Raw genomic sequence first — 20,175 nt, 5'->3', positions numbered from 1 at the left:
ATCTAGTTATAGTTACGACTGCTGAGCTTTAAAGTCAAGATTCATATCTTAGTTTGTGTTCTATACCCAACCAATGGATGGATTTATTCGCCCAAGCAAGCAAAGTCAATCTATTGGCGGCTTCTACATCTAAGGTTTTTATCAAACCCTTACTATATTTTTAACATTGTTGTGCTTATACTGTGCCGAACTTTTCGTACATTTTTCTCCACAGCAATAAGCAATTTTTTAATTGAGTACATTGTTGTGTACATATTATTAAGGTAACCCATGGCGCAAGCTAAAAAATCCGTAGATATCAAAAATATACGCAATTTCTCGATCATTGCTCATATTGACCATGGTAAGTCAACTTTGGCTGACCGTTTCATTCAAATGTGCGGTGGTTTGCAAGATCGCGAGATGCAAGCTCAAGTATTAGACTCTATGGAGCTTGAGCGTGAACGTGGGATTACCATCAAAGCCGCGTCAGTCACCTTGTATTACACGCACCCAAATGGTCAAGAATATCAATTGAACTTCATTGATACTCCAGGACACGTTGACTTCTCTTATGAGGTATCCCGTTCTTTGGCTGCATGTGAAGGCGCGTTGTTGGTGGTTGATGCTGCTCAAGGTGTAGAAGCGCAGTCAGTTGCAAACTGTTATACCGCGATTGAGCAGGGCTTAGAAGTTTTACCAATCTTGAACAAGATTGATTTACCTCAAGCTGAGCCTGAACGTGTGATTCACGAAATTGAAGAAATTATCGGGATTGAAGCGACAGATGCACCTACTTGTTCTGCAAAAACTGGTTTAGGTGTCGAAGGTGTTCTAGAGCGTTTGGTCGATGTCATTCCTGCGCCAGAAGGTGATCGTGATGCACCATTACAAGCCTTAATTATCGACTCATGGTTCGATAACTACCTTGGTGTTGTATCGCTTGTTCGTATTAAACAAGGTCGTATCCGTAAGGGCGACAAGATGTTGGTGAAATCAACAGGGCAAACACATCCTGTGACTTCTGTGGGTGTGTTCAATCCGAAGCATACTGAAACTGACATTCTTGAAGCAGGTGAAGTTGGCTTTGTAATTGCAGGGATTAAAGACATTTTTGGTGCACCAGTCGGTGATACCATTACACTTTCGAATACCCCTGATGTTGCGACTTTACCGGGTTTTAAAAAGGTTAAACCACAGGTTTATGCAGGTCTGTTCCCTATTGATTCAAGTGACTTTGAACCCTTCCGTGAAGCGCTGCAAAAATTACAGATCAATGACTCTGCTTTATTCTTCGAACCTGAGAGTTCAGATGCTTTAGGTTTTGGTTTCCGTTGTGGCTTCTTGGGAATGCTGCACATGGAGATCGTACAAGAGCGTTTAGAGCGTGAATACGATCTTGATCTGATCAGCTCTGCACCGACTGTTATTTACGAAGCGTTAACCAAGAAAGGCGATATCATTTATATCGACAGCCCGTCAAAAATGCCAGATGGCTCGACAGTTGAAGATCTACGTGAACCGATTGCGGAATGTCATATCCTTGTGCCGCAAGAATACTTGGGTAATGTGATGACCTTGTGTATCGAGCGTCGCGGTATTCAAAAAGATATGAAATTCTTGGGTAACCAAGTATCAATCACTTTTGAAATTCCAATGGCAGAAGTGGTCATGGATTTCTTTGATAAATTGAAATCATGTTCACGTGGTTTTGCCTCACTGGATTATAACTTCGTTCGTTTCGAGAGTTCAGCTCTGGTTAAGGTTGATGTATTAATTAATAGCGAAAAGGTTGATGCCTTGGCAATGATCTGCCACCGTCAAGATGCTCGCCATCGTGGTATTGCATTGGTTGAGAAGATGAAAGATCTGATTCCACGCCAAATGTATGATGTTGCGATTCAAGCTGCGATTGGTGCGCAAATCATTGCACGTTCTACTGTAAAAGCAATGCGTAAAAACGTATTGGCAAAATGTTATGGTGGTGACGTTTCGCGTAAGAAGAAACTTCTTTCGAAGCAGAAAGAAGGTAAGAAGCGCATGAAGCAAGTGGGAAGTGTTGAGATCCCGCAAGAAGCATTCTTAGCCGTATTGAAAGTTGATAGATAAAGAATGATGAGGCTGGGGAAACGTTGGTTTTACCCAGTCAAAATACGAGCAGTTACACTGCAAGAGAGGGTTTGTGGATTTTGATTTTAACTTGATTCTGGTGCCAGCAACACTGATTTTCTTTTTGGTGTGGTTACTGGATAAGTTGGTATTGAAACAGCGTGCAACACGTGGGCGTAATCAAGAAAACTTTTTGATCACATGGGCATATGATTTCTGGCCAGTGTTAGCTGTTGTACTTGTATTACGTTCTTTCTTGTATGAGCCATTTAATATTCCATCAGATTCTATGGTTCCGACCTTAGAAACCGGTGATTTTATTCTGGTGAATAAGTTTGATTATGGTGTTCGTTTACCGATTGTAAATTCGAAAATCATTAACGTTGGTGAACCGAAACGTGGTGAAGTGATTGTATTCCGTTATCCACCACAACCAACCATTAGCTACATTAAACGTGTGGTTGGTTTGCCGGGTGATCATATTCAGTTTAAAGCGGGCGAGTTGACAATCAATGGTCAGCAGATTGCAAAAGTTGCAACGCAATTTACGCGTGCAAAAGATCAGCAGGATACGCCGACTGCACTTTATTTCAAGGAAACTTTGGGTGAACATCAGCACTTAATCCGTTACTTGGAAGGACGCAATCCACTTGCTGAACAATTCCAATTTGCGCAATTAAGAGGTGCTGAAGCTTTGGTACCATTTGTTGCAAAAGCGAATGATGTATTTATCCAAAGCAATGGTCAAGATTGGGAAGTAACCGTGCCAAAGGGGCAATACTTCGCAATGGGTGATAACCGCGATCAAAGTGCAGATAGTCGTTTTTGGGGCTTTGTACCTGAAGCGAACCTAACAGGTCGTGCTTTTTATGTATGGATGCATAAAGAACCTGGTTTTAATCTTCCAAGTTTCAACCGAAATGGTAAGATTGACTAATAAAAATATATAGGAAATAGACAGATGCGTAAATCTCAACAAGGGACTTCGTATATTGCAATTTTATTTGGGGTGGTTTTATTTGCAGTTGCTGTGAAAGCGGCAATTGCGATTTGGCCAGCATACTGGGATGACAAACTGATTAATACTCAAATTGAGGGGCTATTAAAAGATAGTCCTGCAAATATCACACCGAGTAAGTTTGCATCTCAGATGGATCAACGTTTCGATATGAACGGGATTCGCGATCTACATTTTAAAGATATTGCGCAAGTGACTTATAAAGACGATCTTGTGGTGATGAAGAAGTATGAAATACGTAAGCCTTTCATGCTGAATATCAGTTTAGTGATGACCTTTGAGAAGACTTTTGACCAAAAATCTGCAAAACAAGCTCAATGATACACGGCTGCAAGGGCGAATAGGTCACCAGTTTAAACAGTTTGACTTGTTAAAACTGGCTTTGACCCATCGCTCAGTCAGCCATAAACATAATTATGAACGCCTAGAATTTCTAGGCGATGCATTATTAGGGATGATCGTTGCAAATTATTTGTATAATGCCTATCCCCTAGAAAATGAAGGTCGTTTAACACGTATGCGTGCGACTTTGGTTCGACAGGAAGCATTGGGGAAAATTGCAAATGACTTACAATTGAGTCGGTCATTAATTTTAAGCACAGGCGAGTTAAAATCGGGTGGACATCACCGTGAATCGATTTTGGCTGATACGGTTGAAGCCATTATTGGTGCTATTTATTTAGACAGTAATGATCTCAACTTGCTAGAGCGCATTGTGTTAAAATGGTATGAACCATATCTTGATCATATCGAACCGACAGATCAACTGAAAGACCCTAAATCACGTTTGCAAGAGTATTTACAAGCACGTAAAAAACCTCTCCCAGTTTACGAGGTTGTAGATATTCAGGGTGATGCCCCTAATCAACATTTCAAAGTGGAATGTGATGTAGCGGGATTGCCAAAAATTATAGGCGAGGGCTCAAGTCGTCGTTTTGCCGAACAAACGGCAGCGGCAGAGATTTTAAAATTATTGGAGCAATAACCTGATGTCTCATTCAGAAGAAAATAAGCCAGAAGCAACTGAACAGCAAGATGGCAATAATGTAGTTGATCAATTTTTTAGTTCTCAAGGAAGTACAATTCCTTCAGATTTCAAAAGCGGTTTTGTTGCGATCGTTGGCCGTCCAAATGTGGGCAAGTCAACTTTGATGAATCACATCCTAGGTCAAAAACTATCGATTACTTCACGTAAGCCACAAACCACACGTCATAAGATCGTGGGGATTGATTCACGTGAGAAATCTCAGGCTGTATTCGTGGATACCCCTGGGATGCATAAAAAAGAAGTACGTGCCATCAATAAGATGATGAACCGTGCTGCACACTCAGCATTGCGCGATGTGAATCTGGTTTTATTTGTGGTTGATGCACAAAAGTGGACTCAAAACGATGAATTGGTTTTGGAAAAACTTAAAAATGCAGATATGCCTGTGATCCTTGTGATCAATAAGCTAGATACCTTCGAAAATAAAAATGAAGCTTTACCGCTGATTCGAGAGCGTGCTAAGTTAATGAACTTTGCTGAAATTGTTCCAGTTTCAGCGTTACGTGGTGCGAACCTAGATCATTTACGTGACACGATTGAAAAATATCTGCCGTATCAACCACCTTTGTATTCATTAGATCAGATTACCGATCGTTCTGAACGTTTCCTTGCGAGTGAAATCATTCGTGAGAAGATTATGCGTCAGTTGGGTGAAGAGCTTCCGTACGATTTAACGGTTCAGATTGAATCATTCAAAACTGAAGAAGCAGCTGTAAATGAAAAAACAGGTCGTTTAAAACCACCTTGTACCTATATTGATGCGACTATCTTTGTAGAGCGTCAAGGTCAAAAAGCGATTGTGATTGGCGACAAAGGTGCGAAGCTGAAAAGTATTGGTATGGATGCACGTGCAGACATGGAAAAAATGTTTGAGCAAAAAATCATGCTGACGCTTTGGGTGAAAGTTAAAGGCGGTTGGTCTGATGATGAGCGTGCACTTAAAAGCTTAGGTTATAGCGATATTTAACTGTCTCGTTGACAATGGAAACAGGTATGAAAACAACAATCCGTTTACTCGCAATCGTGACATGTGTATTCATGTTACAGGGCTGTATTCATAAGCTTGTGACTGTACCTGTGAAAGTTGCTTATAAGACCACTAAAGGTGTTGTTAAAGGGACTGCTGCGGTTGTTGGTGCAGTGATTCCTGATGGCGATGATGAAGAAAAGGATGAGAAAAAGAAGGACTAGTATCGTTCTATGATGCGTAATGAAGTCCTGCATGGCTATTTGATTCATCACCGTAAATATCGTGAAAAAAGCCATATTGTGCATTTATTTACCCAAGAATATGGTCGGGTGGATGGGATTCTAAGGCAGATCCCACCGCCGCAATACCAACCTATTCGTCTGCAAGCTTCGGGTAAATCGGAACTTAAAAATTTCACCAAATTAGAAATCCTGAATCAACCTGTGTTCTTTCATGGTGATGCATTTTTTGCTGGTTTTTATTTAAATGAAATTCTATTGCGACTGTGTCCTTTAGAAGAGATGATGCCGCAAACATTCGAACAATATCAGTTGATTCTCGCGCTGTTACAGCAATTGGCTACACATGAGCAAGCGGCTTTGTTTCTTCGACAAATTTTACGTCAATTTGAGCATGTATTATTACCTGAACTTGGTTATGCCATTGATTTCTCAGTAGATGCGAGCCAAAAAGACATTCAGGTCACGCAGCACTATCAATTTCAGCTCAATGATGGCTTTCTACCAGTTTCACAAGCTTCGCGTTCAACACTTGATGGTGCATTGATTACCTCCATGCAAAGTTACGAAGATGGGCAGGATTTTTCTCACGAACAGCTGCAATTATTGGGTAAACTATACCGTCAAATGATTAGCTCTTTGCTGGGCGATCGGCCGCTGAAGAGTCGGCAACTTTGGATTCAAAGTACACAAAATTGATATTCCTGATGTATTGAAAATAATGATTCAGGGCTAAACCGATAGGATATTTTTATGGCTGCAATCTTGGGTGTAAACATTGATCATGTTGCGACATTAAGACAAGCACGTGGTACAACTTACCCTGATCCAGTTCAGGCTGCTTTGGTCTGTGAACAGGCAGGTGCTGAGGGGATTACTTTGCACTTGCGTGAAGATCGCCGCCATATACAAGATGATGATGTACGTCGCATGCGTCCATTGTTAAAAACACGTATGAATCTTGAATTGGCTGTGACTGATGAAATGGTTGCATTTGCCAAAGAGATTCAGCCGCAACATGTGTGCTTTGTACCTGAACGTCGTCAAGAGGTGACAACCGAAGGTGGCTTGGATGTAGTTGGGCATTTTGAAAAAGTTAAAGCAGCGACCCAAGCACTCAAAGCCATTGGTAGTAATGTGTCTTTGTTTATCGATGCAGATTTGGCACAAATTGATGCTGCTGTAGCATGTGGTGCACCCGCCATTGAGATCCATACGGGTGCTTATGCAGATGCGGAAACGGATGAGCAACAGCAAGCTGAATTAGCTCGTATTATCAAAGGTGCTGAATATGCAGCGGCAAAAGGTTTGGTTGTGAATGCTGGGCATGGATTGAATTTGGATAATGTTGCCGCGATTGCAGCAATTCCACAAATTCATGAATTAAACATCGGACACTCAATTATTGCCGATAGTGTATTTGTTGGTTTGGCTCAAGCAGTAACAGATATGAAAGCAGCGATTCAGGCTGCTGCGAGATAAGTTGATGAGTAGTGTAAATTATGATGAGTTGATGCAACCTGTCATCGCATTTTTGGGTTGTACGACTCCTCGGGCGTGGTTAGATGAAGCCATTAATAATCTGGACATCTTAATGCAAGACCATGCTAACTGTGAGAAAAAAGCAGCGAGTACAGCAATGAACTTGATGTTCCGCTATAGTTTCTTTACGGACCTGCAAGTGAAATTGGCGCAATTGGTGCGTGAAGAAATGCTGCATTATGAGCAGGTTTTGGAATTCATGAACAAACGCGGCCAAGAGTGGAAGGGTTTGAGTGCAGGGCGCTATGCAGGTGGATTGCGGAAAGAGATCCGTACTTATGAGCCTGAGGCTCTAATTGATGTGATGATTATTGGTGCATTTGTCGAAGCACGCTCGTGTGAGCGTTTCTATGCGCTAGCACCGATTGTGGACGATGAGCTGGGGCGTTACTACCGCTACTTGCTTAAGTCTGAATCTCGTCATTTTGAGGATTATCTGGCTTTAGCTTTGGATGTTGCAAAAACAGCGAAGCTTAAAGATCCAGAAGAGACGATCCAGCACCGCATCGAGCATATTCGTGAAGTGGAAAAAAATCTGATTTTAAGTCCAGATGATACGTTCCGCTTTCATAGTGGCGTGCCAGCTCAGGTCGCTATCTCATCGTAATGAGATAGCGAATTGGGGATATAAAAATAACAACTTTGAGAATTATAAATGAGATTTTTATCAAAAATAATAGTTGTATTATTGTGCATTTGGTCCGAGGGTATTCATGCTAAGAGCATTGAATTTATTAATATTGATCGTCATGTCTTAAAATGGAAAAAAATACCGCAAATATTAGTTAATCCTTCTTTATTAAAAGGTAAAGATAGGGATCTGAATATTTTGATATATGTAAATGAGAAAGGGGAAGTAGTTGCATCAAAAATTAAAAAAAGTAGTGGTATTGTTGAGTTAGATACTTTGGTGATGGCTGAAATTAAGAAATCTAGTCTTTATCCGTATCAGTTAAATGGTAAATATTATCCTGTTAGAGTCGAGCAACCCTTCGAATTTTATATTAATGATAATCAGGTGGATGATCCAGCTTTAACAGAAAGTGATAGAAGTAAATTAATAGAAGAGAAAGTTCATAAAGAAATAATGGGCTTATGGGAAGTTCCTACTGGTAGTGCAAATTTAAGTAATATCGTGAGATTTAATATATCAAGAAATAACACAATTGACTCTATACAGGCCCTTCAGAGTAGTGGGAATAGAATTTTTGATCTATCTGCGAGACAAGCAGTTCGTCATTCAACAATTGTAAGAAATTTAACGAATGCTGAGAAGAATGATTTTTTTGGTGGGTTGGAATCAAGGGTAATAACCATAGTATTCCGATCAAACTAAATATTAATTTGTGCGTATAAAAAAAGCCCTGATTAATGATCAGGGCTTTTTAGAATCTTGGCTCTCCCACCTGGGCTCGAACCAGGGACCTGCGGATTAACAGTCCGTCGCTCTACCGACTGAGCTATGGGAGATTAGTAGATTGGCTCTCCAACCTGGGCTCGAACCAGGGACCTGCGGATTAACAGTCCGTCGCTCTACCGACTGAGCTATTGGAGAATCTGATGCGCATTTTAGGCATGAAAAGCAGATGCGTCAACAACAATAGTAAATAAAATTAATCGTTTGCTTGATTAATAATCTTTTTGGTACATCGATAAGACAAACTGTATAAAAAAGACTTAATTTACTTAAAAATTAATCAGTTATTGTGCAACTCTTTAAACTTAGCTAGTGCTTCAATGCGATACTGAATCAGCATTTCACCAATTTCTGGACCAGTGACATGTTCAGGTAAATCTTGCGCGCGAATATTTCTGACAATTTGCATCGCATCTAACATGTATTGCGCTTGCGGGTACGGGCGTTGCTCTAAGCCTAAACGACCTTTGGCATCACATTCACAGGCCTGAACAAAAGCTTCCACTTTTTCAGGTCGACGTAATACATCTAAGCGTTGTAAAAGACGCCATAAAGTGCCAGGTTTCAGATTCTTTACTTGATGGCACTTCAAATGTTCTTTACACACAATTAAAGCTAAGCTTTTTAAATGGGTGGGTACTTTTAAACGATCACAGAGATCTGTCACAGGCTTTATGCCACGTTCTTCATGCATGATATGGCGTGGTAATTCGTCCACTGGGGTGAGTGCCTTGCCAAGATCATGAACAAGCACAGCAAAACGCACATCTAGCGCATATTTTGCTAAACAGGCTTGTTTGAGTGCCATGAGCGTGTGAATACCACAATCAATCTCAGGATGATATTCAGGACGTTGTGGTACACCAAATAGCGCGTCAATCTCAGGGAATAAAATTTTTAGGGCATCACACGCTTTGAGTGTTTGAAAGTAGACATCTGCGTGATCTTCAAGCAATGCACGCGAGGTTTCTTTCCAGACGCGTTCAGGTGTTAATGCATCAAGCTCACCTGATTTGGCAATTTCCTGCATTAATTCTAGAGTTTCATCTGCGATTTTAAAGCCGTAGCTTGCATAACGAGCAGCAAAACGCGCTACACGGAGTACGCGTAGTGGATCTTCGGTAAATGCATCCGATACGTGACGTAGAATTTTTTGATCTAAATCTTGCTGACCGCCATAGGGGTCATATACTGTACCATCATCATCCATCGCCATTGCGTTAATGGTTAAATCACGACGAATCAGATCTTCTTCTAACTTAACTGTAGTGTCGGTAAAAAATTGAAAGCCGTGATAACCCACACCAGATTTACGCTCTGTACGAGCAAGCGCGTATTCTTCTTTTGTTTTTGGATGTAAAAATACAGGAAAATCTTTGCCAACGGGTTGATAACCTTCAGCCAATAGTTGCTCGGGCGTTGCTCCAACCACCACATAATCTTTTTCGTGATAGGGATGGCCGAGCAAATGATCTCGAACTGCACCGCCTACTAAATAAACTTGCATGAAAAAACCTCTATTCTTCACACAATCATGCTACAGAATAGAGGTTTTCTCAAGCGTTAAGCGAAGCTTTTCAAGAAAAGCCAGGCTTAAGTCGACTTAGTTTTGACTTTGCTGAATTTCAGCAACTGTTAATGCTGTCATATTCACCAAACGACGAGTCGTTGCTGTAGGTGTAAGAATATGAACAGGTTTTGCAGCACCTAATAAAATAGGACCAATAGTCACATTATTACCAGAAGTTGCTTTTAACAAGTTGAATGAAATGTTCGCTGAATCAAGGTTAGGCATAATCAACAAGTTTGCTGAACCTTTGAAACGTGAGTTCGGGAATGCGAAGTGACGAATATTTTCATCTAATGCTGCATCACCATGCATTTCACCTTCCACTTCTAACTCAGGTGCTTGTTCTGAAAGCAAACGATAGACTTCGCGCATTTTTTGTGCGCTTGCATCAGTTTGGTCGCTACCGAAGCTTGAATGAGAAAGCAGGGCAACACGTGGTGTAATCCCGAAACGACGAACTTCTTCAGCTGCTAAAATCGTCATTTCAGCAAGTTGTGCCGCTGTTGGATTGGTATTTACATAAGTATCAGCAATAAATAAATTGCGATCTTCAAGCATTAAGGCATTCAATGTAAAGAATGTGCTGCGACCTTCTTTTAAGCCAATGACGTTTTTTACGAAATCTAAATGAATGTCGTAACTTGAGTAGGTACCACACAACATACCATCAGCTTTGCCAAATTTAACCAACATCGCTGCGATAAGTGTAGAACGACGACGTGCTTCACGTTGCGCATATTCAACAGTAACGCCTTTGCGTTGCATGATTTGATGGTATTCTTTCCAGAAATCATCGTACGAAGGATTCTTTTCCTGATCGACGATTTCAATGTTTACACCATGTTGCAAGCGTAAACCTAGTTTTTTGATATTGTCTTCAATTACCGCAGTACGACCAATCAGGATTGGTTTCGCTAAGCCTTCATCAACTACAATCTGAACAGCACGTAATACACGTTGGTCTTCACCTTCAGCATATGCAATACGTTTAGGATCAGTCTTCGCTTGCGAGAAGATTGGTTTCATCAAGAATGCTGAGTTATAAACAAACTCAGAAAGACGTTGACGGTATGCAGAGAAATCCTCAATAGGGCGTGTTGCTACACCAGAATCCATTGCAGCTTTCGCTACAGCAGGCGCGATTTCTAAAATCAAACGTTGATCAAGTGGGCGAGGGATTAGGTAATCACGGCCAAATGATGCAGATTTTTCACCATAGGTTGCAGCATCAGCTTCAACATGTGCCATGCGTGCAATTGCGTGTACGCATGCAATCTTCATTTCTTCATTAATTGTAGTTGCACCAACATCAAGTGCACCACGGAAGATGTAAGGGAAGCAAAGTGCATTGTTTACTTGGTTTGGATAATCAGAACGTCCTGTTGCCATGATCACATCTGGGCGAACTTCATGTGCATGTTCAGGTAAAATCTCAGGATCTGGGTTTGCAAGTGCAAAAATAATTGGATTTTCAGCCATTTCTTTAACCATTTCTTTGGTTAAGATACCTGCAGCTGAAAGACCCAAGAACATATCAGCACCTGCCATAACTTCATGTAATTGGCTGGCTTGAATGTCTTGCACATAACGTTTTTTCGAATCATCCAATCCTTCACGTGATGTTGTGAGAAGACCGCGAGAGTCGGCAACGAAGATATTTGCTTTGTTCACACCTAAAGCGCAAAGTAAATCTAAGCATGAAAGTGCGGCAGCACCTGCACCTGATGCAACGATTTTAATTTCGTCAATTTTTTTATTTACCAGTTGCAAAGCATTGAGCAATGCTGAACCGACAATAATACTGGTACCATGTTGGTCATCATGGAACACTGGAATTTTCATGCGTTCGCGAAGTTTCTTCTCGATATAGAAACATTCTGGCGCCTTGATATCTTCTAAGTTGATACCACCAAAAGTTGGCTCTAATGCAGCAACGATATCAACGATCTTGTCTGGATCATTTTCATCAATTTCGATATCAAATACATCAACACCAGCGAACTTCTTGAACAGAACGCCTTTACCTTCCATCACAGGTTTAGAAGCGAGCGGACCAATATTTCCTAAACCAAGCACGGCTGTACCATTACTCACGACGGCAACCAGATTACCGCGCGCTGTATATTTTGCAGCGGCAGAAGGGTCACGTTCGATTTCCAAACATGGAGCAGCAACACCTGGTGAGTAGGCAAGCGCTAAATCTCGTTGGTTAACGAGCTGCTTGCTAGGTGTCACACTGATTTTTCCTGGTGTTGGAAATTCATGGTAATACAAAGCGGCTTGTTTTAAAGATTGATCGTCCATCTGAGTCTCGTTTGTTCCGATAATAATCAGACATATAGCTGTCTAATTACGATATTAAGATAAGTGCACAAGAATATAGCACTAGTTCATGCTTTCGCACAGTCAAAAAAGCTTATTTTCACTGAACTTCAAGCTTATTGACAATCGATGCTGTGTGTAAAATAAACTGCCAAAAAGCTCAAAATTAGTTGTTAAATGGAATATTTTACAGTTGACTGTTGCATCTGTTTTTGCAGATATTCCGTTGCATGGGCAGAAGTTAATGGCTGTGAAAATAAGTAACCCTGTAATATGTCGCAATTTTGTCGTTTCAAGTATTCGTACTGCTGTTCTGTCTCAACGCCTTCTGCTACAACTTTTAGGCCAATGGTTTTGCCCATTGCAATCATGGCATTAACTATCGCATCTTGTTTGGCATTGCCAATTTTCGAGATAAAAGCTCGGTCAATTTTTAAAATGTCAATTGGATATTCGGTTAAGTAGGCGAGTGAAGAATAGCCTGTGCCGAAGTCATCTAAAGCGATAGAAATATGACGTTCTTTAATGGCATTTAACACCGTTTTGACACTGTCGGTATTTTCAATAAAGGCAGATTCAGTAATTTCCAATTCAAGATTTTTCCCTGAAATGGCATAGGTATTTAACACAGCATCAATGTCATGTAGAAGTTGGCCACGTAAAATCTGCTGCGCCACAATATTGACAGCAATGTTGATATTACTAAAACCAAGTTTTTGCCATGTTTGCAGTTGTTTGGCTGCCTCATGCAAGACGAATTGACCAATATCCGAAATCAGGCTGGTACTTTCGGCTAAAGGAATGAAAATGCTTGGCATGATCAGACCTTTGGTTGGATGCTTCCAGCGGATTAAGGCTTCAAAACCATTAATTTGATTATTGTGTGCATTAATTTTCGGTTGATAGTAAACAACCAGTTCATTGTTCTGAATGGCTTTTCTGAGATCAAGTTCAAGGTCGGTATATTTCGCAACAAAATTGGCTCTTTCATTGGAATAATAACGAATGGTATTGCCACCCAAGCGCTTTGCTTCTGTCAGTGCCTGTTCAGCATGGGTATTTAAATTATCTACTTGGCGACCATGTTCTGGGTAAATCGCAACACCAATTGAAATACTCACGAAGTATTCTTGGTCAGCCAAATAAAATGGCTTGCTGAAGGCTTCAACGATGTTATTACACAGTTGATGAATTGGTGGGTGCAAGGGTGACATTTCGTAAATGATCGCAAAGTCATCTGCACTTAAGTGGGCGACCAATAGCGCATCAATATTACTAATGCGTAAACGTTGTGCGACCTGTTTCAGCAGTTCGTTACCAGCTTGATTACTAATGATTTCATTCAATGCACGGAAACGATCAATATTTAAGCGAATTACAGCCAAATGTTGAATCGAAGCTTCATTGACCAAATATTGATGTAGTTGTTGTTGATAGTAAAAGCGATTTGGCAGATCAGTCAGCGTATCGTAATTGGTGAGGTAAGATAAACGCTGTTCTTGATGTTTGCGTTCAGTTTGGTCCGAGACAATGCCAATATAATTGATGACACGATCTTGCTCATTTTTCACTGCATTGATGTGGATCCAGAGGAAGCAAGATTTTTCAGAACTATAGGTTTCTTGAAATTCACCTTCATATTCATGCTCTTCACGGAGAGTATCGAGAATAGACAAATGGAAATTGTGGTGATGCTGTTTATTTTGTTTGGTGATTTCAAATAACTGTTTATTGATGATGGTTTGTTTATCGATGCCGGTAAGTTGCTCGTATTTTGGATTCACTTCAATGTAGTTAAAGTTTTCATCTAAAATAAAAATACCTTCAGACGCTTGTTCGAACACACTGGCGGCGAGTTTTAAACGCTCCTGATCTTTCTTTTCCTGATTGATATCACGATGAATACCCACCATCCGTAAAGGCGTATCATCTTTTGGATCCCTTAAAATCACTTGACCGACATCGTGAATCCAGGTCCACTCACCATTTTGGCGTTTAATTCTGAAGGTTTCTTCATAACGTTTAGTTTGACCGCAGAGGTGATTGTATAGCGTATTTTTTACCCGCTCGATGTCTTCTGGATGAATAATTTTATGTAATAGGGTGTAGTGATTTTCAGAATTTCGGGTAACTGCATTGCTGTGCGCATTGGTCACACCAACGGTATGATTTTCAAGATTCCAGTCCCAAGGGCGAATGCCCGCAGTTTCATGGGCAAAAGTTAAGTTCTGACGATGTTCTTCTAGACTTTCATTCATTTGTGTGAGGTCGAATGTACGCTCACGAACCTTCTGTTCCAATAAGTGATTATTAAACTGGAGTTGCGCTTCAATATCTTTAGATTTATTCACTTCACGTTGTAATTGTTGGCAAAGTTCTTCTGTCCATTGATTATGTTGTTCAGCAACATCAATCAATTGTTTATTCTTATCCAGTACCAAAGCTAAACGTTTATGAATTTTATAGGTGACTTGAGCACACAGGACTGTTGCAAAAAAAGAAGAATAATAAGCAAGATAGAACAAGGTGTGATCATGATCACGATGTAATAACTGAGATGCGATTAAAGGGAAGATACTTGGAATAAAAAATAAGAAAAAATAGCGAATATGTTGAGTTAAAAAGGTGAGTGCAATGATATGAGATGCCGTAAGTAACAAGGCAGTCAAAGTTAAAACATGCGACCCGACCAGATGAGGGACATCTACCATCAAATAGTGATTAATCACAATGGTATTGACCCCGATCAATAAGCCTGTAAAGAAACAAATCAACTGGAAAATGATGTTGGTTTGTTTGGTATAGCGAACCGAAGAATAGCGTTTTAATAGAAAATGACAGATACAAGTGAAACTAAACAAAAGGATGAGGGTAATGCTCATCCAAGTTGTGAAGATGTTGGATTCAAATGAATAAAAAAGACCAAACAGGGCGTAATCTAACAGACAAATACAAAATACGCTTAATACGAATAAACGTACATGATTTGGATAATCGATTTGATCCGTATAGATAAACTGTGGCAAATTTTTTTCCTGAACCCCTAACATACAAAGAATAATCCTTTTCATTTTTTATCTATATTTACAGTCTTTGTTTTTTTGTAAACAGAGCAGAGTTTTATTTTAAATTAACGCTAAACATAACAGAAAGCAATGCTACTGTTTTAGTTCGATGCAAAGTGATAATTTAAAATTGATAAAGCGACAACTGGCGCTGTTTCCGTTCTTAGAACACGATCACCAATACACCAGTTTTGAAACTGATGTTGATTGGCAGTGTTAATCTCTGCTTCACTTAAGCCACCTTCAGGACCAATAAGTAAGGCTAAATCAGGGGAGCTATTCAGCAATACATTGTTTTGGTCTTTATTGGGTGCGAGTACTAAACGTGTTGTAGGCAGCTCTGAACTTAGCCACTCTGTTAAGGGAATCGGGGCAAGGACTTGCGGAACGCGATTCATGCCACATTGTTCGCAGGCTGCAATTGCAACGGACTGCCAATGGTCTATTTTTTTCTGGTCACGGTCGTACTTTAAACGCATTTCACAGCGTTCGCTGGTCAGGAGTTGAATGGTCGTAACACCGAGTTCAGTGGCTTTTTGAATCGCATAATCCATGCGATCACCTTTACTCATCACTTGACCTAAAACAACTTTGAAAGGTGCTGTACGGTCTGCTGCTTCAAATTGATCAACAGAAACAAAAGCATTTTTTTTGTTGATTTGAGTTAGTGTTACGACATATTCACCACCTTTTCCGTTGAAAAAGATGGCTTGTTCTTGTTCTTTTGCACGTAGCACACGCACCCAATGATGAAATACCGATTCGGTTAATTCAACGGTATTGCCTGTATTTAATTCGGTTTCGATATAAAAACGATTCATGCTTGGGTTGTGCTCGTACAAATTAGTTTAAACCAAGATCGACAACCAGTTGTCGAGTCGGTTCGGTTTGGTTCATTGAATAAAAATGTAGGGTAGGTGCGCCACCTGCGATCAGGCGTTCACAAAGTTTTACAATCACTTCGTGACCAAATGCTTTGATGCTTGCGCTATCGTCACCATACGCTGCGAGTTGCTTACGAATCCAACGTGGAATTTCTGCACCTGTTCCATCAGCAAAGCGGATCAAGTTACTCGCATTGGTAATTGGCATGATACCTGGTGCAACTGGAATATTCACGCCAGCTTTAGTAATACGTTCAATAAAATAGAAATACGCATCTGGATTGAAGAAAAATTGAGTAATACCTGCATTCGCGCCTGCATTTACTTTTTCAACAAAACGTTGAATATCACTATCAAAGGTATCAGCTTGTGGATGCATTTCAGGATAAGCAGCCACTTCAATGTGGAAATGATCGCCTGAATGCTCACGAATAAAGCGGACTAAGTCTTGGGCATAAGGGAGTTCACCCAGACCGACCTGACCTGATGGTAAGTCACCACGTAAAGCGACAATACGATCAATCCCTTGAGATTTATATAAATCTAAAAGCTCAGCAATACGTGCTTTGTCATCACCAATACAAGAGAGGTGAGGCGCAACTGGTGTACCTTTGCCGTTAAAGTCACTAATCGCAGCGAGTGTACGTTCACGCGTTGAACCACCCGCACCATAAGTAATCGAGAAAAATTCTGGATTTAAGAGTTGTAATTCTTGATGAACAAGTTTTAATTTTTCCGCGCCCGCATCTGTTTTAGGTGGGAAAAATTCAAAAGAAATAGGAACACGCTTTGTCATTTCAAATCCTTTTTAAAATCGCTTGGAAATTTTAGAAAAAAGGGCAGTCCGTAAAACGTCTGCCCTGATTTTCTTAGTATTTATAAGCGTCAGATTTGAACGGACCTTCTACAGGAACGCCAAGGTAATCTGCTTGTACTTGCGTTAATTGTGTTAACACACCGCCAAAGCCAAGGACCATTGCAGCAGCCACTTCTTCATCTAATTTCTTAGGAAGAACTTCGACACGAATCGCTGCTTGTTTTTGCTCAGCAGGTAGGTCAGCAAATTTTTCAGCAAATAAATGCATTTGACCTAACACTTGGTTAGCGAAAGAACCGTCCATCACGCGTGATGGGTGGCCTGTTGCATTACCAAGATTCACTAAACGACCTTCAGAAAGAAGGATGAGGTAATTGTTTTCGTCTTCCGAACGATACACTTGGTGTACTTGTGGCTTCACTTCAACCCACTTGTAACCACGTAAGTATGCAGTGTCGATCTCTGTATCAAAGTGACCGATGTTACACACTACAGCACCTGCTTTTAAGCTATCTAACATTGCAGAATCACATACATGGTAGTTACCAGTTGTCGTTACAACAAGATCAGTATTGCCCAATAAGTCTTGGTTAATATCTTCTTTTTTGCCAGTTTGTACGCCATTTTTATATGGAGATACAACTTCGTATCCATCCATACATGCTTGCATTGCACAGATTGGATCAACTTCAGTTACACGAACGATCATGCCTTCTTGACGTAAAGATTGCGCAGAACCTTTACCAACATCGCCATAACCAATGACTAGTGCACGACGGCCAGAAAGTAACATGTCAGTTGCACGTTTGATAGCATCGTTTAATGAATGGCGGCAACCGTATTTGTTGTCATTCTTCGATTTAGTGATCGAATCGTTCACGTTGATCGCTGGTACTTTAAGCGAACCGTCTTTCCACATTTCCAACAGACGTTGTACACCTGTTGTGGTTTCTTCAGTAATACCGTGGATACGTTCTAAAAGCGCAGGGTATTTTTCATGAACAAGTGCAGTTAAGTCACCGCCATCGTCCAAGATCATGTTGGCATCCCAAGGCTGACCGTTGACGTTGATTTGCTGTTCTAAGCACCACACATATTCTTCTTCAGTTTCGCCTTTCCACGCGAATACAGGAACACCGCTTGCAGCAATCGCAGCAGCAGCATGGTCTTGAGTAGAGAAGATATTGCAAGAGGTCCAACGCACTTCTGCGCCGAGTTCAACCAATGTTTCGATTAAAACAGCAGTTTGGATTGTCATGTGGATACAACCCAAGATTTTTGCGCCAGCAAGTGGTTTAGCTGCTGAATAACGCTTACGTAAACCGATCAAAGCTGGCATTTCTGCTTCAGCAAGTTTGATCTCTTTACGACCATAGTCAGCAAGGGAAATATCAGCAACTTTATAATCTGTAAATGAAGCATTCACCGCGTTCATCAGGATCTCCTAGAAAAAATAGTATGGATCATTCTGTTCGCGGATGCCGTTGTTGGTTAAAACGAGTGTCTAACCGATCGTCGAGCCTGGCAAATTGATCTTTAGTGCCAATCAATTGTCGCAGCATCCCTCGACTGGGCATAATGATACTTGGAATTTGCATTTGTTCCAATGAAATTTTGTTTGAAATGGTTAGAAAATGAAGGATTAAATGATAGATACGTTTTAATTATTTTTATGAGCATCAATCAAGGATTCCAAATCCCTTTGAAACCCTGATATCTAGGGAAATTTGCCATTAGGCTTTTAAATGATCTTCAAACTCTTCACCCAGTTGCATTGCTAAAGCATTACCAGATAAATCGCCTGTGACTAAACCATATTCTTTTTTAAAGCTAAATGTGAAGCCACGGTTATCTGTCAGATTTTTAACCGAATATCCTAATTTTTCTAACCAAATACGGAAAGCCAATACGTTTTTTGCTTTAACAACTCTGTTTTTCATGACAGATCTCCTTGTGAACATGTATTTATTAATAAGGGTCGGTTAAATTTTTTTAAAGGGGGATTGCATAGATTTATTTTTCCACATGTAAGTAATGTAAATTTAGCGTAATTTTTATAGATATAATCTTATCTATGCTTTTATTAGTTGTTTGAATTTATTGTGAAAAATATTTTTTATAAATGTGGTGAAAATCAATTTTTAGGAAAAATATTCTTGAATCAAATGTAAAAAATGATTTCATTTTCCACTTTGTGGAGAAAGTAGAAAATGAATCAGTCGAAGCGATGGGATTTAATTAAAATTGATCTTTCAGACTACGAATTCGTGCAAACTCTTCTGCACTTTCAGTCCGCAGGAAGGGGTTGGTTTCAAGCTCTAATTCGATCGTACTTGGAAGGGTAATTTGATCTGCTTCTCTTAGTGCTTTGACTTGTTGCATGCGCTCTTGTAGTGCGACGTTATTTGGTTCAACAGTTAAGGCGAATTCAGCGTTGGCAAGGGTGTATTCATGGGTACAATACACTTTGGTCTGAATAGGTAACGCAGCCAACCGATTCAATGAGTGATACATTTGCTCCGCTGTCCCTTCAAATAGACGACCACAACCCATTGCAAATAAGGTGTCACCGCTAAACAGTGTCTCTATTTTTTCAATAAAATAAGTAATATGACCAAGGGTATGACCAGGTGTTGCAATAATTTCAACTTTAAGATCATTAAAATGAAAATGATCGTCATTTTGTAATGGATTTGAAATGAATGAGATTTTAGTCAACTCATCCCGTGGTCCATACACCAAAATATTCTGATCGGCGAGTAAACCTTCAACTCCACCTGTATGATCTTTATGCCAATGCGTCAGCCAGATTTGTTTAAGTTGTAGACCATGCTGCTCACAGAAATCAGTAACTAAACCAGCTTCTGTTGGATCAATGGCTACGACTTCTTGTGTATCTGTATCTTCCAATAACCAAATATAGTTTTTTAAGGCATTTTTTACGTCAATTGCATGAATCTTATAATGCATAGCCGAATCCTAAAGCTTTGTTTCGTGAGGTTATTGCGGTTTGGGTACCCATATGAGTGCCTATTTCTAGTGTAAGTGCAAATTCAGTCCAGTGCAAAACTCCTACTGATTTATAGTGCTGAATAATGACTTTCTCGGGCATATTTTGACAGCTAAGTTCAGCCGATATCTTTATCGTTGACAAGTGTCATATTTTCAATAAAGATGAGATAAAAGTTTTATAAG

The 20,175-nt window shown here is 40.2% G+C and carries 18 protein-coding genes and 2 tRNA genes; 10 read left to right on the top strand and 10 right to left on the bottom strand.

The annotated features are described in order from the left end of the window. Positions 1-270 precede the first annotated feature (270 nt). From lepA to FPL17_RS07985, 10 genes are all read left to right on the top strand, one after another. A complete protein-coding gene (gene lepA / locus FPL17_RS08030) occupies positions 271-2,088 on the top strand; it encodes a translation elongation factor 4 (RefSeq protein WP_005189899.1) in 1,818 nt (605 codons plus the stop codon). Between the two features lie 73 nt (positions 2,089-2,161). Further along, on the top strand, positions 2,162-3,025 hold the full coding sequence (lepB, locus tag FPL17_RS08025) for a signal peptidase I (protein WP_159884373.1): 864 nt from the start codon (positions 2,162-2,164) through the stop codon (positions 3,023-3,025). A gap of 24 nt (positions 3,026-3,049) precedes the next feature. After that, a complete protein-coding gene (locus FPL17_RS08020; RefSeq protein ID WP_004654518.1) occupies positions 3,050-3,427 on the top strand; it encodes a DUF4845 domain-containing protein in 378 nt (125 codons plus the stop codon). Then, the gene (gene rnc / locus FPL17_RS08015) at positions 3,396-4,091 is read left to right on the top strand and encodes a ribonuclease III (RefSeq protein WP_004805889.1); all 696 of its coding nucleotides are present in this window, start codon (positions 3,396-3,398) and stop codon (positions 4,089-4,091) included. Before FPL17_RS08020 ends, rnc begins: the two co-directional genes overlap by 32 nt. A 4-nt stretch (positions 4,092-4,095) precedes the next feature. Then, a complete protein-coding gene (era, locus tag FPL17_RS08010; RefSeq protein ID WP_005189893.1) occupies positions 4,096-5,121 on the top strand; it encodes a GTPase Era in 1,026 nt (341 codons plus the stop codon). 26 nt (positions 5,122-5,147) lie between these two features. Further along, positions 5,148-5,345, top strand: coding sequence for an NF038104 family lipoprotein (locus FPL17_RS08005; RefSeq protein ID WP_005189888.1), 198 nt, complete (start codon positions 5,148-5,150; stop codon positions 5,343-5,345). Positions 5,346-5,354: 9 nt separating this feature from the next. Next, positions 5,355-6,062, top strand: a complete 708-nt coding sequence (recO, locus tag FPL17_RS08000; RefSeq protein WP_005189885.1) for a DNA repair protein RecO — start codon at positions 5,355-5,357, stop codon at positions 6,060-6,062. 54 nt (positions 6,063-6,116) lie between these two features. Then, complete coding sequence (gene pdxJ, locus FPL17_RS07995) at positions 6,117-6,845, top strand: pyridoxine 5'-phosphate synthase (protein WP_159884371.1); 729 nt, start codon at positions 6,117-6,119, stop codon at positions 6,843-6,845. Between the two features lie 4 nt (positions 6,846-6,849). Then, positions 6,850-7,512, top strand: a complete 663-nt coding sequence (locus tag FPL17_RS07990; RefSeq protein ID WP_159884369.1) for a MiaE family protein — start codon at positions 6,850-6,852, stop codon at positions 7,510-7,512. A 48-nt stretch (positions 7,513-7,560) separates the two neighbouring features. Beyond that, positions 7,561-8,241, top strand: a complete 681-nt coding sequence (locus tag FPL17_RS07985; RefSeq protein WP_159884367.1) for an energy transducer TonB family protein — start codon at positions 7,561-7,563, stop codon at positions 8,239-8,241. A 58-nt stretch (positions 8,242-8,299) separates the two neighbouring features. Here the strand turns inward: FPL17_RS07985 and FPL17_RS07980 are convergent. The 10 genes from FPL17_RS07980 to gloB all read right to left on the bottom strand — a co-directional run bounded on the left by FPL17_RS07980 (position 8,300) and on the right by gloB (position 19,950). After that, positions 8,300-8,375, bottom strand: a tRNA-Asn gene (locus FPL17_RS07980). Between the two features lie 9 nt (positions 8,376-8,384). Then, a tRNA-Asn gene (locus FPL17_RS07975) sits at positions 8,385-8,460 on the bottom strand. Positions 8,461-8,602: 142 nt separating this feature from the next. Continuing rightward, positions 8,603-9,829 (bottom strand): multifunctional CCA addition/repair protein, encoded by a 1,227-nt coding sequence (locus FPL17_RS07970; RefSeq protein ID WP_151714728.1) that lies wholly within the window; start codon positions 9,827-9,829, stop codon positions 8,603-8,605. A 96-nt stretch (positions 9,830-9,925) separates the two neighbouring features. After that, entirely contained in the window at positions 9,926-12,196 is a 2,271-nt protein-coding gene (locus FPL17_RS07965) for an NADP-dependent malic enzyme (RefSeq protein WP_005189872.1), read from the bottom strand. A 191-nt stretch (positions 12,197-12,387) separates the two neighbouring features. Beyond that, positions 12,388-15,264 (bottom strand): bifunctional diguanylate cyclase/phosphodiesterase, encoded by a 2,877-nt coding sequence (locus FPL17_RS07960; protein ID WP_159884365.1) that lies wholly within the window; start codon positions 15,262-15,264, stop codon positions 12,388-12,390. A 116-nt stretch (positions 15,265-15,380) separates the two neighbouring features. Then, positions 15,381-16,100, bottom strand: coding sequence for a 16S rRNA (uracil(1498)-N(3))-methyltransferase (locus FPL17_RS07955; protein ID WP_159884363.1), 720 nt, complete (start codon positions 16,098-16,100; stop codon positions 15,381-15,383). Between the two features lie 22 nt (positions 16,101-16,122). Then, a complete protein-coding gene (gene metF / locus FPL17_RS07950) occupies positions 16,123-16,959 on the bottom strand; it encodes a methylenetetrahydrofolate reductase [NAD(P)H] (RefSeq protein WP_005189862.1) in 837 nt (278 codons plus the stop codon). 73 nt (positions 16,960-17,032) lie between these two features. After that, on the bottom strand, positions 17,033-18,415 hold the full coding sequence (ahcY, locus tag FPL17_RS07945) for an adenosylhomocysteinase (RefSeq protein ID WP_005211580.1): 1,383 nt from the start codon (positions 18,413-18,415) through the stop codon (positions 17,033-17,035). 298 nt (positions 18,416-18,713) lie between these two features. Next, positions 18,714-18,920, bottom strand: coding sequence for a hypothetical protein (locus FPL17_RS07940; protein ID WP_004771531.1), 207 nt, complete (start codon positions 18,918-18,920; stop codon positions 18,714-18,716). 298 nt (positions 18,921-19,218) lie between these two features. Beyond that, positions 19,219-19,950 (bottom strand): hydroxyacylglutathione hydrolase, encoded by a 732-nt coding sequence (gene gloB, locus FPL17_RS07935; RefSeq protein ID WP_005189857.1) that lies wholly within the window; start codon positions 19,948-19,950, stop codon positions 19,219-19,221. Between the last annotated feature and the right edge of the window lie 225 nt (positions 19,951-20,175).

Origin of the sequence: Acinetobacter dispersus (assembly GCF_009884975.1) — a bacterium.
GTDB classification, from domain to species: Bacteria; Pseudomonadota; Gammaproteobacteria; order Pseudomonadales; family Moraxellaceae; genus Acinetobacter; species Acinetobacter dispersus.
Note: the sequence above shows the minus strand (reverse complement) of the source record. Positions and strands in the feature narration are given on the sequence as shown.

Bases quoted from the DNA above. Each gene is read 5' to 3' on its own strand.
- pdxJ (WP_159884371.1), top strand. From the start codon at position 6,117: ATGGCTGCAATCTTGGGTGTAAACATTGATCATGTTGCGACATTAAGA.
- era (WP_005189893.1), top strand. From the start codon at position 4,096: ATGTCTCATTCAGAAGAAAATAAGCCAGAAGCAACTGAACAGCAAGAT.
- ahcY (WP_005211580.1), bottom strand. From the start codon at position 18,415: ATGAACGCGGTGAATGCTTCATTTACAGATTATAAAGTTGCTGATATT.
- FPL17_RS07960 (WP_159884365.1), bottom strand. From the start codon at position 15,264: ATGTTAGGGGTTCAGGAAAAAAATTTGCCACAGTTTATCTATACGGAT.
- lepA (WP_005189899.1), top strand. From the start codon at position 271: ATGGCGCAAGCTAAAAAATCCGTAGATATCAAAAATATACGCAATTTC.
- FPL17_RS07955 (WP_159884363.1), bottom strand. From the start codon at position 16,100: ATGAATCGTTTTTATATCGAAACCGAATTAAATACAGGCAATACCGTT.
- FPL17_RS07985 (WP_159884367.1), top strand. From the start codon at position 7,561: ATGAGATTTTTATCAAAAATAATAGTTGTATTATTGTGCATTTGGTCC.
- gloB (WP_005189857.1), bottom strand. From the start codon at position 19,950: ATGCATTATAAGATTCATGCAATTGACGTAAAAAATGCCTTAAAAAAC.
- FPL17_RS08005 (WP_005189888.1), top strand. From the start codon at position 5,148: ATGAAAACAACAATCCGTTTACTCGCAATCGTGACATGTGTATTCATG.
- FPL17_RS07970 (WP_151714728.1), bottom strand. From the start codon at position 9,829: ATGCAAGTTTATTTAGTAGGCGGTGCAGTTCGAGATCATTTGCTCGGC.
- FPL17_RS07965 (WP_005189872.1), bottom strand. From the start codon at position 12,196: ATGGACGATCAATCTTTAAAACAAGCCGCTTTGTATTACCATGAATTT.
- FPL17_RS07990 (WP_159884369.1), top strand. From the start codon at position 6,850: ATGAGTAGTGTAAATTATGATGAGTTGATGCAACCTGTCATCGCATTT.
- recO (WP_005189885.1), top strand. From the start codon at position 5,355: ATGATGCGTAATGAAGTCCTGCATGGCTATTTGATTCATCACCGTAAA.
- FPL17_RS07940 (WP_004771531.1), bottom strand. From the start codon at position 18,920: ATGAAAAACAGAGTTGTTAAAGCAAAAAACGTATTGGCTTTCCGTATT.
- metF (WP_005189862.1), bottom strand. From the start codon at position 16,959: ATGACAAAGCGTGTTCCTATTTCTTTTGAATTTTTCCCACCTAAAACA.
- FPL17_RS08020 (WP_004654518.1), top strand. From the start codon at position 3,050: ATGCGTAAATCTCAACAAGGGACTTCGTATATTGCAATTTTATTTGGG.